This window comes from Bacteroides sp. K03 (assembly GCF_019734355.1).
Classification (GTDB): domain Bacteria; phylum Bacteroidota; class Bacteroidia; order Bacteroidales; family Bacteroidaceae; genus Bacteroides; species Bacteroides nordii.
The window spans coordinates 169,774-185,511 of the sequence record NZ_JAASHC010000005.1 but is presented as its reverse complement, the minus strand read 5'-3'; the positions used below and the strand labels follow the sequence as shown (position 1 = coordinate 185,511).

Annotated in this window: 7 protein-coding genes and 1 pseudogene; all 8 read left to right on the top strand. The window is 37.2% G+C overall.

Annotated elements, in window-relative coordinates; all coding sequences use genetic code 11:
* The first annotated feature begins 9 nt into the window (after nucleotides 1–9).
* A complete protein-coding gene (locus HCG69_RS06210) occupies nucleotides 10–4,017 on the top strand; it encodes a two-component regulator propeller domain-containing protein (protein ID WP_221649329.1) in 4,008 nt (1,335 codons plus the stop codon).
* A 47-nt stretch (nucleotides 4,018–4,064) separates the two neighbouring features.
* Entirely contained in the window at nucleotides 4,065–6,770 is a 2,706-nt protein-coding gene (locus tag HCG69_RS06205) for a family 43 glycosylhydrolase (protein WP_221649328.1), read from the top strand.
* 64 nt (nucleotides 6,771–6,834) lie between these two features.
* Nucleotides 6,835–10,245, top strand: a complete 3,411-nt coding sequence (locus tag HCG69_RS06200; protein WP_221649327.1) for a family 43 glycosylhydrolase — start codon at nucleotides 6,835–6,837, stop codon at nucleotides 10,243–10,245.
* Between the two features lie 41 nt (nucleotides 10,246–10,286).
* Nucleotides 10,287–11,939 (top strand): hypothetical protein, encoded by a 1,653-nt coding sequence (locus HCG69_RS06195; RefSeq protein WP_221649326.1) that lies wholly within the window; start codon nucleotides 10,287–10,289, stop codon nucleotides 11,937–11,939.
* Nucleotides 11,940–12,013: 74 nt separating this feature from the next.
* Nucleotides 12,014–13,432 carry a Gfo/Idh/MocA family oxidoreductase gene (locus HCG69_RS06190; RefSeq protein WP_221649325.1) on the top strand — a complete coding sequence of 473 codons (1,419 nt, stop codon included), beginning with the start codon at nucleotides 12,014–12,016 and terminating at the stop codon, nucleotides 13,430–13,432.
* A gap of 9 nt (nucleotides 13,433–13,441) precedes the next feature.
* The gene (locus tag HCG69_RS06185; protein WP_221649324.1) at nucleotides 13,442–14,710 is read left to right on the top strand and encodes a Gfo/Idh/MocA family protein; all 1,269 of its coding nucleotides are present in this window, start codon (nucleotides 13,442–13,444) and stop codon (nucleotides 14,708–14,710) included.
* Complete coding sequence (locus tag HCG69_RS06180; RefSeq protein ID WP_221649323.1) at nucleotides 14,707–14,958, top strand: hypothetical protein; 252 nt, start codon at nucleotides 14,707–14,709, stop codon at nucleotides 14,956–14,958. The genes HCG69_RS06185 and HCG69_RS06180 overlap by 4 nt, the downstream gene beginning before the upstream one ends.
* Nucleotides 14,959–15,032: 74 nt before the next feature.
* Nucleotides 15,033–15,701 (top strand): annotated as a pseudogene (locus tag HCG69_RS06175) (DUF1080 domain-containing protein); the annotation flags it as partial.
* Nucleotides 15,702–15,738 lie beyond the last annotated feature (37 nt).

Here is a 15,738-nt window from a genome sequence, read left to right as displayed (position 1 = left end):
TGGCAATATATGTACAAATTGTTATTCCTTATTCTATTTTTTCTATTATCTGCTCCCACACAACTAATGTTGCGAGCAAGTAATCGCTTCATGCATATCACAAGTAAAGAAGGACTTCCACACCAACAAATCGAAAAGATAATGCAGGATGATAAGGGTAAGTTATGGATAGGAACACGCAATGGACTGTCATGCTATGACGGGTACAATATTGTCAGCTATTTTAATCAAAAGAATAATCCTCACTCACTAAGTCATAATTTTATTAAAGCATTGTATCAGGATAGCAAGAAGCGAATATGGATTGGCACGTATGAAGGAATATGCAGATATCAGCCTGCCACAGATGATTTTAAATGCTACAATTTACCCAGCCCCAAAGTATTCTCTATTGTTGAGACAAGTACCGGAAAGATAATATGTGGGGGCGACCAGCTCTATATATATAATGAACAAACAGATGAATTCGTTTTACAACCGCGTCAGGACTCTTATTTTATTATATCAATGGCAATAGATGCGAAGGATCGTCTTTTTATATCGACTAGCCATTCAATCTTTTATTATGATACCTCTTTTTCTAAAACGACCCAAATAAACCCCACTTACTTTTCAGATTTTCTTCCGGAAAACGACGGTATTATTCCTCTGTTTTTCGATTCGAAAGGACTCCTCTGGATAGGACGAAATGGAAAAGGTGTGATGAACATAAACCTTAATTCCGATTCAATCAGCATACCCGATTTATCCATACTATCCGATGGAACAGTACGCACAATAGCCGAAGATAAAAAAGGTAGAATCTGGCTCGGAACAGAAAAAGGAATTACAATACTTAACGGAGATGGAACATCAGAGATACTCCAGCAAGACTTCGTAGACAACAATAAATTGAATGACAACGCCATATACACTATTTTGTCCGACAAAGACGATAATATGTGGATTGGAACCTACTTCGGAGGTATCAATGTATTGCTAAAGAACAATGAACAAATTCACTGGATAGAGGCAGGATATACGCCTAAACACATCAAAGGTAAGGTAATTCGTAAATTAATCGAGCCACAAAAAGATATCCTTTGGATAGCGACAGAAGATGGTGGATTAAACATTTACAACACAATCACTAACGAAATATATGTTTTTGATAAAATAAAACAATTAGGGCATAATATACACGAGTTATTTTATGACGATACAAATCATAATATATGGATTGGTACCTTCAGAAATGGCCTATTTAATTATAATCTTTCAACAGGAACTTCCGTACGGTATTTGCCCGATGCTAAAAATGGTCTAGCCTCAGATGCTATTTTTTCCATCAAAAAGCAACGTAATGGAACACTTTGGATAGGTACAAGCCGAGGATTACGATATTATGATCCGGAGAAAAAAATGTTTCTACCAATGAATCATCCAATACTCGATATTGATTTCATATACTATATTCTGATAGATAACAAAGATGATGTATGGGTTGGAACCCGGAATAACGGTCTTTTCCATATTAATGTAAAAACCAATGAAATCAATGGATGGACCGCAAAAGCAAGAAATTCTCAACTCAAAGATAATTATATTACATTTCTGTATCAGGATTCAAAGAATATCATTTGGATAGGTACAAGCAACAACGGTTTACAGTTCATAGATCCTTCGGATCTAAAAATCAGAACATTAAAGAATGAACTTTCGTTATCCAGCAGTACTATCTGCAGTATAATTGAAGATGAATTCGATCGTTTATGGATCGGTACGAATCAAGGATTGTACCAATTCAATAAAGAACGCAGTACATTGGTCTGTTATACCGTCGAAGACGGACTACCGATCAATCAGTTCAATTTTTCATCCTCTATTCAGGCTCAAAACGGATTACTCTATTTCGGTAGTGTGGATGGGCTTATTTCATTCACGCCCAAAACAATGAAAGAGAGTAGAGGACCTTTTCATGTCCACCTGGGACACTTAACGATTAACAATCAAACCATCACATCCAAAAGTGAAAATTCTCCATTAACTACAGATCTGGACGAAACGCCAAGCCTCACTTTCTCTTATAACCAATCCCGTTCCTTCAGTATTGAATATACAGCTATATCATTAGGAAATACTAGTACAATCAATTACCAAGTCCGTTTACTGGGAGTTGATAAGAATTGGCGGAACGTAGGAAAAGAACGTAAATTTGTCGGTTCAAATCTTCCTGCCGGAAGTTATAAATTACAAATCAGAGCAAACAATTCTAATGAAGGTTGGGATCGCTCACCTATTAAAGAAATTGAACTTACTATACGTCCCCCATTCTATTTCTCACTTTGGGCTTTTATGCTCTATTTTATGATAGCAGGATTGATTTCTTATTTCATATATCGCATTTTTTCCATCCGACTGAAAGAGAAAAATGCTATCCGGACAGCCAACATGGAAAAAGAAAAATTGGAAGAGATTAATCAGACAAAAATGGACTTTTTTACTTCAGTCTCTCACGAATTGAAAACGCCCTTATCACTGATTATGGCACCACTTAAATACATCTCTCAACATCAAGAACTGTTACCAGAGTCATCGGAACGGTTGGAAATGGCCATAAAGAACACAAACAAGATGGTCGGACTGATTGATGAATTGATCACTTTCAATAAAATAGAATCAGGAGATTTTCAGTTCTATATTCAAAAGGACAACCCACTGGTTTTTATTGAAAACATAGCACAGCTTTTTAAAGAAAATGCTGCTGAAAAATCAATATCGCTCTATATTCATTGCGAGAACAACGATGAGGAAGTTTGGTTCTCACCTTCTTATGTCGAGAAAATAACTAATAACTTACTCTCTAATGCTATCAAATTCACTCTCCCAGGTGGTAGAGTTTTCATCAATGCAGCAATTACAGACAATCCTGACGGATACACCTATCTACGTATCGAAGTCAAAGATACAGGCATAGGTATTGTTAAAGAAGAACTTGACAACATATTTGATAAATACTATCAAACGAAACGGGGACACAATCTAAACTCTAAAGGCTGGGGAATAGGATTAGCTCTTGTGAAAAAATTCACGACTGTTCATAAAGGAAATATTACAGTTGAAAGTGAACCAGGAAAAGGGACCTGTTTTGTTGTCAATCTAAATGTTTCAGAATCAGCTTTTAGTGTGCAAAATAAGACCACCACTAAATCTCTGGAGCAATACAAATTCAGTATTCCCTATTTGGAGCAGGTAAGAACAAATACTTCTCTTGCGGATCGGGATACAGAATCAAGACATTCTATTTTGTTCGTAGAAGACAATGTGGAATTACTCAAATTTCTCTCAGACGTTTTTGCTTCTAAATATAACGTCTATCTGGCTGAAAATGGAGTTGAGGCTTTGGCTATCGCCCATAAGTATCCTATAGATTTAGTGGTTTCAGATGTAATGATGGAAGAAATGGATGGAAATACACTATGCCGAAATCTGAAAAATGATCTTTCGACATCACACATACCAGTCATCCTTTTAACAGCCAAAACAGATACGGACGATGTCATAAAAGGATATGAAAGTGGAGCAGAAGCATATGTTCCGAAACCTTTTGATCCAAATATACTGGAACTTCAAGTAAAAAATATCATCCAGGTAAAACAGGTACAACGTGAAAAAATCGGGAAAGCAATGGGGGCTGATGTAGAATCGGCATCGTTGAGTAAATTTGACAAGGAGTTTATTAACAAACTAAATGAGCTCATTGAGAATAATATTGACAATAATGACTTTTCTATTTCAGATATTACTCAAAGCCTCGGTTTGAGTAGAAGCGTTCTTCATGTAAAAATGAAAAGTTTATTGAATATTTCTATGGGAGATTATATTCGTAAAAAGCGCTTAAAAAAGGCCTGTGAGTATCTTATGGAAGGCTATAACGTATCTGAAACAGCTTTTAGAACAGGGTTTGGAGATCCAAGTTATTTCACAAAAAGTTTTAAAAAAGAATTTGGAGTTAAACCCACTGAGTATACAAAGTAATAGTTGAAACTTGACCATCGTATATCTATAATTAAAACATAAAAAATATGAAAAAGATTTTTTTGATTATCCTTTTAATATTTATAACTTCATTCTCTTTTGCTCAAACATGGCAAAACCCCATGAATGTTTCAGGACAAGCAGATATGGGTATAGGTGATCCCTATATATTTAAATTCAGGGGAACCTACTACATGTATTCAAGTAGCCGTGACGTGGAAATTAAATGTTGGAAATCAAAAGATTTGATTAATTGGTCAGAAGCAATCGTCTGTTCAACCGATCCCACTGTAAAGAACGCATATGCACCGGAAGTCATATATTGGAACGGAGTTTTCTATATGTATACTTCTCCACAAGGTAACGGTCATTATGTATTAACCAGTAATAGTCCTACAGGACCTTTTGTTCCTGTCACCGGAAATTTGGGAAAGAAAATAGATGGTTCGGTTTTTATAGATGATGATTCAAAGTGGTACTTTTATCATGCAAACAGTGCCGGTATTCAAGGATGCGCCATGCCGAATCCAACAACATTCGGACAGAGCGTCGGATTGAATACACAAATGAACGGTCAATGGACCGAAGCTCCATGCCTTATCAAAAGAAATGGTATTTATTACTTACTGTATACAGGTAACCATGTGTGGTCTAACGGTTATAGAGTAGATTATGCAATGAATACGACTCAAAATCCCATTAATATCTATACTCCGCAAATGGAGCAAAATCCGGTGCTCATAAAAACAGAGGGAAGTTTTATCGGACTAGGGCATGGTACCGCTTTCATCGGCCCCGACCTGGATACGTACTATTTTACATATCATAATTTAGTGAGAATAGGCGGAGGAATGGCTCCAAGTAGAAAATTCAATTACGATCGCATGGCTTGGAATGGCGACAAACTACTAATTTTAGGTCCTACTAACTGGGCACAGCAGCAACCCGCATTGGCAAATGCCGACTTCTTTGAAAGAACTGATATCGGAGCTGATTGGTCTATGCCTAATGGAGGTAATTGGAGTATTAAAAACAAAGATCTGCTGTCACAAGATAAAACAGATACGGAATACAAAGCTATTTTCACCCCGTATTCAGCACCCGATTATACCGCTGAATTTACGATGAAAGAAGCTGGAATAAACGAAAATGACGCAAAACTCGGAGCCGTCTTCTCATACAAGGATGAACAAAACTATGGAGTAGCCTTACTAAACAGTAGTTCCAATCAATTAGAAATTAATTTCCGAATCAATAATGTTTGGGGAACGACACAAAACTATGAACTTCCTGTTGGTTTCAATCATCGTGTCTGGCATAGCATCCGAATTGAGAAAAATGTACAAAACTATAAGTTCTTTGTTGATGGATTGTACAAAGCTACGCTAACAAGTAATCTGAACGGAGGACAAATTGGATACATGACTCATAATTGCAATGGACACTTTTCGTATATTGCAATAAGTGATAAGGTAAATGGTTCCGGTATTTTTGATGTTTACAAGCCTGTACCGGGCGATATACAAGCAATCCATTACAATACCGGAGGAGAAGGTGTTGGTTATCATGACCTAACGGTTGAAAATACAGGTGACTCAAGTAATCAAAACGTAAGGAATGACAATGTAGACATCAGTAAAAACAGCAATGGCGGATTTCATATCAGTGCCATTCAGACAGGCGAATGGTATAAATACAATGTGAATGTAAAAACTAAGGGAGTTTACAATATCGGTATTAAATACCTCACAACAAATGCAACCGCCCAAATAAAGATATACCAAGGAGAAACAGAATTGACCGGAGCAATCCAGCTTCCCAATACAAATAACACTTGGAAAGTATATACAATAAAAGGAGTAAATCTGGCAGCAGGGAATCAAACCCTGAAAATTGAAGCGGTAGAAGGTGAATTTGAACTCTATGAGATGCAATTCAGAGACGGAAACAATACATCGGTAACTGTTACAGATACATTTGACAGCTCGTTTAGTAAAAATTGGAATTATACGGACGGTGCCTGGTCAATCGTATCCGGACAAGCAAGTATTAACGGGTATGGCAAACGTGCCTTAGGAAATATTGGTTGGACTGATTATACGATTGATTGCGACGTGACCTATAAAAATGGAATGAATGCAGGACTTATTTTCAGAGTAAACAATCCTTCACAAGGTGGAGAAAATAACGATTCACGGCTAGGAACAGATTTTCTTCAAGGTTATTTTGTTGGAATCGGTACTGATAAAATCACTCTCGGAAAACATAATTATAATTGGAAATCTTTAGCCACCAGTCCCGGTTCTTTCACTCTGAATAAAAAATATCATATCAGAGTGGTAGTGGAAGGAGCAAACATCAAAGTTTATGTGGATAATATGACTACTCCCAAAATCGATTATACGGACCCATCGCCTTTCATATCCGGAAAAGTCGGTTTCCGTTCTCATAATACGAATGTATTATTCGATAATCTCACGGTAACAACCGCTGATAATTCCAATATGAGTGGAGTTGAAACATTAAAAGGGGATTCTGATTGTATCATCTACCCCAATCCTGTAAAAGATATGTTAATTATAAAGGCAAAAGAAGCGATTGAATCCATTCGTATTTTCAGCCAAACAGGGATTCTGATGCATACGCAACAAGATTCCGCACCCGTTAGCATGGGAAGCTTCCCGGCAGGTATGTATATTGTAAATATAAAAAACACCTCTAAAACAAGTAACCAGAAAATCATAAAAGAATAATTTCTTTATTGTTTTATCGGGTTGATTAATAATCAGACAAATTGTAAATATAACAATATAAGGTATGAAAAACAAAAAGCCAAATAAGTATAGACTTATTCTTCCGGCATTAATATTTCTTATTATTACTTTTTTTTCTGAGACTATATATGCCCAACCTACGCTAAAAAGCTTCAGTAACCCTGTAACATTCGGTTTAAGGGATGGATGTGTGGAACGATTCATGGGTTATTATTATGCAATGGGGGGAGGTACTAAGGGAAAAATACGTATGTCAAAGGATTTGGTTAATTGGACGGAAGGCGTACAGTCGGTAACCACAAACGGGGCCAAATGGTTGAATGATCCCAAATGGACGGAAGCGTATGTTTATCCTGAAGTGGCAGCCGGTGACATTATTTATCGGAACGGAGTATTCCATACTTACTGGAATGGTATCGGTCATGCCTATTCGGCTACCCCACTCGGTCCCTATAAGGAAGCCTCTGTTGATGAACCTTTTGATGATTATGGAATTGACCCACAAGTTTTTCAGGATGAAGACGGTGAAATCTATTGGATAAAGAAACGAAACAGGTTCGACCCACATCCACTAACTGGTACTGCTTCCACCATCAGTGGGCCGGAAGTTTGGACATTTAAAATGAACTCTCCCTTTTCACGCAAAGATATTACAGTCGGAAACGTACAAATAACACATCAACCCGGACACCCGACCAGTGTCAACCACCACAACTTTGAAGGTCCTGAAATGTATAAATATAGGGGACATTACTACAATTTCTTTGTATCAAACCGAATGGGTCCCCGCTCCGGTATGTATGAAGTTGGTGTGGCTGTAAGTGACGCACCAATGAATTTCGATAATTCAAAAAAATATCCAAACCCTGTAATGATTCGTAATACAGAACAACAGTTACTGAATTATAAAGTGATACTACATACAGCAGAACATGGAGGCTGGACCTCAAAATACACCACAACTACGCCTGCCAACAGTTGGACTGCTAAAGATTTTAACGATAATTCATGGACAATTGCTCAAGGAGGGTATGGGCTACAAGAATACGATCGTCATCAGGGAAAACTCACAAACGCCAAAATACGTGCGCGAAAGACCGAATGGAACACAACCCGCATCTATATCCGGAGAAAATTTAAGTTAGATCAGATACCTTTGAAAGTTGCATTGAAACATTGGGTATTCGCTGATGCTAATTTCTATATTAATGGAAATAAAATCAATATAAAAACAAGTAATAATACATACAGCATGTTACAAATTAACCCATCTATGTTGGTTGAAGGAGAAAACATCATCGCTGTAGAGGCAAAAAGCCCTTGTATTGTTGCAGATTCAAACTGTCAGCAATTCATCGATTTCGGACTTTACGATACAGGAAATCAGGATGCAGAAGATATTGTCATAGCCCCTGCCCAACCCAATATTATAGTCGGCCCCAACGGTTTCGAACGTTGGGTAATGTATAAGGCCTATTTTAATGCAAGTGAGCAACAAGCCATTGATAGAGTTCACTTTTATGATAAAGAGGTAGTCGTTGAAACCAGTACCGTAAAAAACACCTCAGGATATCGTCCGAAACCAGCACAGCCAAGCTTTATAACCTATTGCGACTATTCTATTTATTATCCTTTTTTATTCTTAGAGAACTCTCCATGGAAAATTTACGGAGGAATACTCCAACCGACTGCTTCGACTGGCGGAGAGTTAGTTTTTCAGAGAGAGCACGAAACCAATTATAGATTTGAAGTTCCTTTTCGTATCAAAGAATCTAATGGTAAGGCTGGGGTATATGCTTTTTATCAGAATGAACAAAACTGGATGAAAGTTTCTATTGGAAAGGACAGAACATGGGAAATTGAAATAAATGAAAACGGAAAAATTACAAAATCGACTAAAGATCTACCCCAAAAGTTTGCCTTTTTAGAGAATGATTCACGGGTATCCACCTATGAGGAACCCTGGCATACATTATTAGTTTACAAAAATGGTAATCGTTTCCGGATTGAATTAGATTATTTCAATCTGACTATAGACGGAGACATCATTACTCCTTTTAGTGGTAAAGGAACGGTAGGACTCACAGCTACTTCAGACCAAATTTCATTCGATGCCATTCAGTATACTATGGGTTGGGATGAATGTGATCAGAATATCACCGGATGGGAAAATGTATCAGGTATATGGAACGTGACTACCGATGGACTTATACAATCTGGTAATCAGGGTAAAAAAGTAGTTCTCAAAGGCGACCCGGCATGGAATTATGAATTCTCAGCTTATATGAAAAATAATAAGATACCTACTTCAGGAAAAATAGGATATTATCCACTGTATTTGGATGACCAAAATTATGTGTGCGCAACAATAAACTATGAAACAAATACATTCGATGTTGAAGGAAAAGAAAACGGAATTCCTATACAGTCCCATTCTGTATCATTGAAGAAAAAAATCCTCCGTTATTATACATTTGATGAATATCCTACTTCATCATATCAATATGACTTTCGAAATGAATCAGTTATTTCAGGAATAGATATCCTTTGGTTTGAGGGAAATTATCCGTATTTAAACCAGACATTCGATTTACCAAAGACGGTGCAATTTTATGCTTTGCAAGATGGAACATGGGTTCCATTGAATGCTCAACTCGAAGGTGACTTACGTTTCTCTGAATTCAATCATTTTAGTTTTTCACCAGTAAAAACTACTACAATTCGCATGGAGGTAACGAACTACGATGGAAAAGCGTCCCGGGCTTTCTCTGCCTATTTCGATGAAGAAATTTCCGCAGGTTACTTCCTACGTTGTCGTAGAGAGGAAGATGGATTACATCTATTTTTAGATGATGTACATTTACTGACTATAGAAGAACATTATAATAAATCAAGAGTTGGACTTTTTACAGAAAACCAGTCAGCCAGTTACAATGGCATACTCTATTATCAATCCGGCGGAATACCTGTAAAAAACATTATTATTGATCCCATCCATTGTACTATCGGTGAATCTGTTAAATTAACAGCAACAGTTCTACCCTACAATGCCACCAATAAGATACTGCATTGGGAAAGTTCAAATCCGGCTATTGCTTCTGTCACTAAAGACGGAATATTGACTAAGCATGCACCTGGAAACGTTAAAATTACTGCTTATACAACAGATGGAGGTATTGTGAAAGGATCCACTGAACTTCTTACCACCAGTATAAAGAATGAACATCAGGAAAGATTCACAATATTCCCTAATCCAGCGGATAAAGTGCTCCATTATTCTCTGGGAAACGTAGAAAAACTGACAGTCTATTCACTCAAAGGAGAAAAAGTAATACAACATTCACCGGATGGAACCAACATGTTACCAATTGACATGTTAAATCCTGGAATGTATATTTTGTCTGCAAAAAATAATGATTCTATATATAACGTTTATTTCATTGTAAGCAGATAGTGGATAAATAACAAATTGACAAGTTAATAATTAATTTACATATGAAACGATTATTCTATTTCTTTTTATTTTTAATTTCATTCTACGGTTTTATACCTTTGTCGGCCAGCGACACACTCTTTGTCCGACCTGATGTAAATCCGTTGGATTTATCCTTTCAACGTTTGGCGGTACGCCGGTTTATATTTTCGAACAATCTGACTCTAAATGAATTTGTACCATCAGAAATTGTCGCATTTGAATCAATGCATCCTGCTTTTACAGTATCCGAAGATAATGAGCCCAAAGTTGCTAAAGATTTTACGAGTCTCATCGACAGTGGTAAGTTGATTCTTGATACAAACACCGGCAATCAACCTATAAGTATTTATATAGGAGGAGTAAATCCTTATGCGACTTATGAGATGGATGTTAACTCTTACACTATAGGTGTTACTCCAACAGAGATTGGTATCGAATTTGCCCGAATGGGATTACGTGATAAAGTACAGGTAATTTCTAAATTATCAGCTCGGGGAAATGAGATTTTCTTTCGGGTATACGAAGGAAATAAATTGAAAAGAGAAACGAAATATGGTGATACCTTACCAAAAGGAGCCTTTATTTTGAGAGTTCAACTTTACGGACATACTCTCGGTATATTTATAACTCAGAATAACAAAACTCAGTATATTGGACATATTCCTGTAAAAGAACATTTCGGAGATATTCTTGACTTTAGGCATATTAAAACAGCAGAGAAATGTACATTCAACTTAACATCTAATCTACAAGGAAAAGTGATTTTAAACGGAGCACGCTCTTTCCTATCTTCAGGGATGGGGCAAGCTGATATCCGTCTTATTTCCAATGAAGATTTGAGTCCGTATCTTGAAAACGGGAGACTCTGGTTTACATTTAGTTGCAGAGGCATCGATACCCCACAATCCGTACAAGGAGTTTTAAGTCTCGATCCTTCTGTTTTCGATCCGCGATTCGAAGGTATGATCGTTTTTGATCACGGCGACGGATTACTAAGAAACGATTATGCTTCCCATCTGTTTTATGACCGGAATGCGAAAGAGTGGAGAGCATATGTTTGTGATTTTGGAGGAAGTGCCCATAAAGAAGGACGGACAAAACCCGGACTCATAACAGCTTTTTCTTCTAAAGACCCGAGAAAAGGATATTCGGTTATGAAAGCTGCATTGATTGATTCCTCTTTTATAGATGGACACAATGAAGATCCTTGCATTTTTTATGATAGTGAAGTAAAAAAATGGAGATTACTGACATCAACATTCGTACATGGAACCATTACCTCACGAACATTCGAATCCGATCAGTGGAATGGTAAGTTTAAAATCGTTGCACCTCCTATAAAAACAAATTCCACAGGAACATCTATCCAAAGGATCGGTAATAAGTATTATGCACTGATGGGGGGCCTTGGTAACCTAAGAATACACCGCTATCCGGGTCTTGAGGAACTTGGTGAACTAAAACTTAATCTACAGCCACACTGGCCAAAGCCTGCAGGCCGTATTTGGGCAAGTGTTGTGCCTCTTCCCGAAGGATATCCCTATCGGTACGTACTTCTGACAATGGATCGTCCTAATTTTCCGGGAATTACTGTTGCCAACTGGAGTTATGGAGCTCTCTATTTTTACGGAGCAAATCCAGATGATATATCTTCCCAAAAGTATGAATTTTAATCCAAGTGGATATCTTTATTTATCTCTTGTCCTTGATTTTAAAGAAACTATTAACTACATAATTAAAAACGCACATGGATAGACGTAATTTTCTTAAAAGCACTTCCATTCTGGCAGGAAGCTTATTACTCACAAAGTTTGGGCTGACTTCCTGTACAGGAGGAACCAAGCCCCGCAAAATTCCAGCCAATGAAAAAGTAAATCTTGCATGTATTGGAATTGGTAACCGCGGGAAAGATATAATTAAAGAATTGTATAAAACCGGGCATTGTAACATTGTTGCACTTTGTGATACAGATATGGGTGCAGCACACACACAGGAAATAATCAACAAATTTCCAGATGCGGCTCAGTACCAGGATTTTCGTGTTATGTTCGACAAAATGGAGAAACAGATTGATGCAGTTTGTATTGGTACACCCGATCATAGCCATTTCCCTGCCACTATGCTTGCTATGTCTTTAGGCAAGCATGTTTATGTAGAAAAACCAATGGCTCATACATTCAATGAAGTTGAACTGATGATACGCGGAGCTGCAAAATATGGTGTTGTTACACAAATGGGTAATCAAGGGCACTCAGAAGCAAATTATTTCCAATTCAAAGCTTGGAAAGAAGCCGGCATAATAAAAGACATAACCGCGATTACCGCACATATGAATAATCCGCGTCGTTGGCATGGTTTTGATTCAAAGATTACAAGTATGCCCTCTGGTGAACCGATTCCAAAAACATTGGATTGGGACGGTTGGTTAGGTACTGAGTTTTGGCATGACTATAATCATGATTATATCAATGGGCAATGGCGTTGCTGGTATGATTTTGGTATGGGAGCACTTGGTGACTGGGGAGCGCATATACTCGATACAGCACATGAATTCCTTGATTTGGGACTTCCCACTGAAATCAATATGCTTTATGCAAACGGACATAATAAATTTTTCTTCCCTTATTCTTCCACTATTTTATTCCGTTTTCCAGAGCGCGGTAATATGCCAGCCTGTGATGTCACATGGTATGATGGAATCGATAATTTACCACCTTTACCTGCAGGATATGGAAATAATGAATTAGACCCGAATATTCCACCTCCTACCAGTGGACAAATTACACCCTCACAACTCAATCCAGGAAAAATAATATATGGTAAAGAACTGACCTTTAAGGGAGGAAGTCATGGAAGTACATTGAGTATCATCCCTGAAGAGAATGCCAATGATATTGCTTTAAAACTTCCTGAAGTGCCTCAAAGTCCTTCTAACCACTATGAGAATTTTCTACTGGCGTGTAAGGGACAGGAACAAACACGTTCTCCGTTTCACATTGCCGGTCCGCTCAGCCAAGTATTCTGTTTAGGGGTAATTGCACAACGATTAAATAGTAAATTGTTATTTGACCGAAATTCGAAACAATTTACGAACAACCCCATTGCTAATCAGTTATTAGTCGGAACACCACCTCGCAAAGATTGGGAAGAGTTCTATAAATTGTAAAGAATACCTATGAATAGACGGGACTTTTTAAAGAATATAGGAATAGCCGGAGGAAGTGTTTTATTAGCATCGAGTCCTTGGCTTTCGGTATTTTCCGATGCAGAACATACTGAAAAATTTGTTGCAAACTTAGGAGTTATCGGAGCTGGTTCACGCGGACGTTTTTTAATGAGTTTTCTTAAAAATAATACAAAAGCGAATGTGATCGGTATATGTGATATTTACCAACCTTCAATTGATGAAGCTCTTAAGATTTATCCAATGTCAACGATTTATGATGACTATCGTAGACTACTGGAAAACAAAGAGATAGAAGCGGTTATTATAGCAACTCCTTTGAATACTCATTTTCGGATAGCAATGGATTCTTTTGATGCCGGTAAACATGTTTACTGTGAAAAGGCATTAGCCATGACAATAGAAGATTCTTTTCGGATGTACGAAAAACACCGAACTACCGGTAAGGTCTTTTTTGCCGGCCAGCAACGCCTTTTTGATCCTCGCTACATACAGGCAATGGAAATGATCCATGCAGGTAAATTCGGTGAATTGGAAGGTTTTCGAACATATTGGTTTCGCAACAATGACTGGCGTCGTCCCGTTCCTTCACCCGATCTGGAAAGGCATATCAACTGGCGGTTATACAAAGAATATTCCAAAGGCCTAATGACTGAGTTGGCCTGTCATCAAGTACAAATCGGTACTTGGGCAATGCATAATATACCCAATAAAGTCATGGGTCATGGTGCTATCACATATTGGAAAGATGGACGCGAAACTTATGATAATGTTTCCTGTATTTATATTTTCGATAATGGTGTAAAATTGAATTTCGAATCGATTATCTCCAATAAATTTTATGGTCTGGAAGAACAGATTTTAGGAAATCTAGGAACAATGGAACTAGAAAAAGGTAAATATTATTTTGAAACAGTAGAACCGGCTTCCGGTTTTCTACAGTTAATCAATGATGTTGAAAATCGAATATTTGATTCTTTACCTTTTGCAGGAACAAGTTGGGCACCGGAAACGGCAAATAGTAATGCAGGTGAATATATTTTAGGAGAACGCCCCAAGGGTGATGGAACATCCTTAATGATGGACTCTTTTGTTGAGGCAGTTATTACGAACCGACAACCCCAATATATTGCGGAAGAAGGTTATTACGCTACAGCCTTGTGTTTACTTGGACATGAAGCAATTGAAACCGAGAAGACTATTGTCTTTCCTGATGCATATAAAATTGATTATTTGAATCATAAAAGAAACGCCTTATGAAAGATACGATTATAACAGTTGAAAGAAAAAAAGCAGAGATACGTACTTTTGGGATCTGTTTTCTTTTGGCCAATCTGGTAAATATCTATGCTATTGTTGCTTACACTACTTCTATTAAAGAGATAGTAACTCAAATAGGTTACGTATTTTTGTTGGCAGTTGTTTTGTATTTACTACGGAGCATCTTGCTGATTATGTACATCTTGGTAAAAAAAATAATTAACATTAATAATATTAGAATAAAATGAAAAAGATTGCTTTGTTGTTTTTAATAACAACGTTAATGACTCCTGTTTTTTCACAGAGTATACAGAAAAACAGTGCACCTAATACCCTATCGCGACAGGAACAGAAAGACGGTTGGAAATTGTTATGGGATGGTAAAACTACCAATGGCTGGCGCGGAGCCAAATCTACAACATTCCCCGATAAAGGTTGGATCATTGAAGATGGCATTTTAAAAGTTCTAAAATCAGATGGTGGTGAATCTACCAATGGCGGTGATATAGTTACCATTCGAAAATATAGAAATTTCATCTTAAGTGTTGACTTTAAAATAACAAAAGGAGCCAATAGCGGAGTAAAATATTTTGTTGATACAGAATTGAACAAAGGTGAAGGCTCTTCTATCGGATGCGAGTTTCAGATTCTTGATGACGAAAGGCATCCAGATGCAAAATTAGGAGTAAATGGGAACAGAAAATTAGGAAGTTTATATGACTTGATACCTGCTAAATCCGATAAACCTTATCGTGATGGTCTTTTTAATAATGCTACTGTTATAGTGAAGAATAACCATGTAGAACATTGGTTGAACGGTGTGAAAATAGTGGAATACGAACGTAACAATCAAATGTGGAATGCACTGGTTGCTTATAGTAAATATCACATTTGGCCTAATTTTGGAAATGCCGAGACAGGACATATTCTCTTGCAAGATCATGGAGATGAAGTTTGGTTCCGGAATATTAAAATAAAAGAGCTTGATTAATTTTTCAACAAGGGACAGTGAATAAAGATTGTTCCGG

Bases quoted from the DNA above. Each gene is read 5' to 3' on its own strand.
- HCG69_RS06210 (WP_221649329.1), top strand. From the start codon at position 10: ATGTACAAATTGTTATTCCTTATTCTATTTTTTCTATTATCTGCTCCC.
- HCG69_RS06205 (WP_221649328.1), top strand. From the start codon at position 4,065: ATGAAAAAGATTTTTTTGATTATCCTTTTAATATTTATAACTTCATTC.
- HCG69_RS06200 (WP_221649327.1), top strand. From the start codon at position 6,835: ATGAAAAACAAAAAGCCAAATAAGTATAGACTTATTCTTCCGGCATTA.
- HCG69_RS06195 (WP_221649326.1), top strand. From the start codon at position 10,287: ATGAAACGATTATTCTATTTCTTTTTATTTTTAATTTCATTCTACGGT.
- HCG69_RS06190 (WP_221649325.1), top strand. From the start codon at position 12,014: ATGGATAGACGTAATTTTCTTAAAAGCACTTCCATTCTGGCAGGAAGC.
- HCG69_RS06185 (WP_221649324.1), top strand. From the start codon at position 13,442: ATGAATAGACGGGACTTTTTAAAGAATATAGGAATAGCCGGAGGAAGT.
- HCG69_RS06180 (WP_221649323.1), top strand. From the start codon at position 14,707: ATGAAAGATACGATTATAACAGTTGAAAGAAAAAAAGCAGAGATACGT.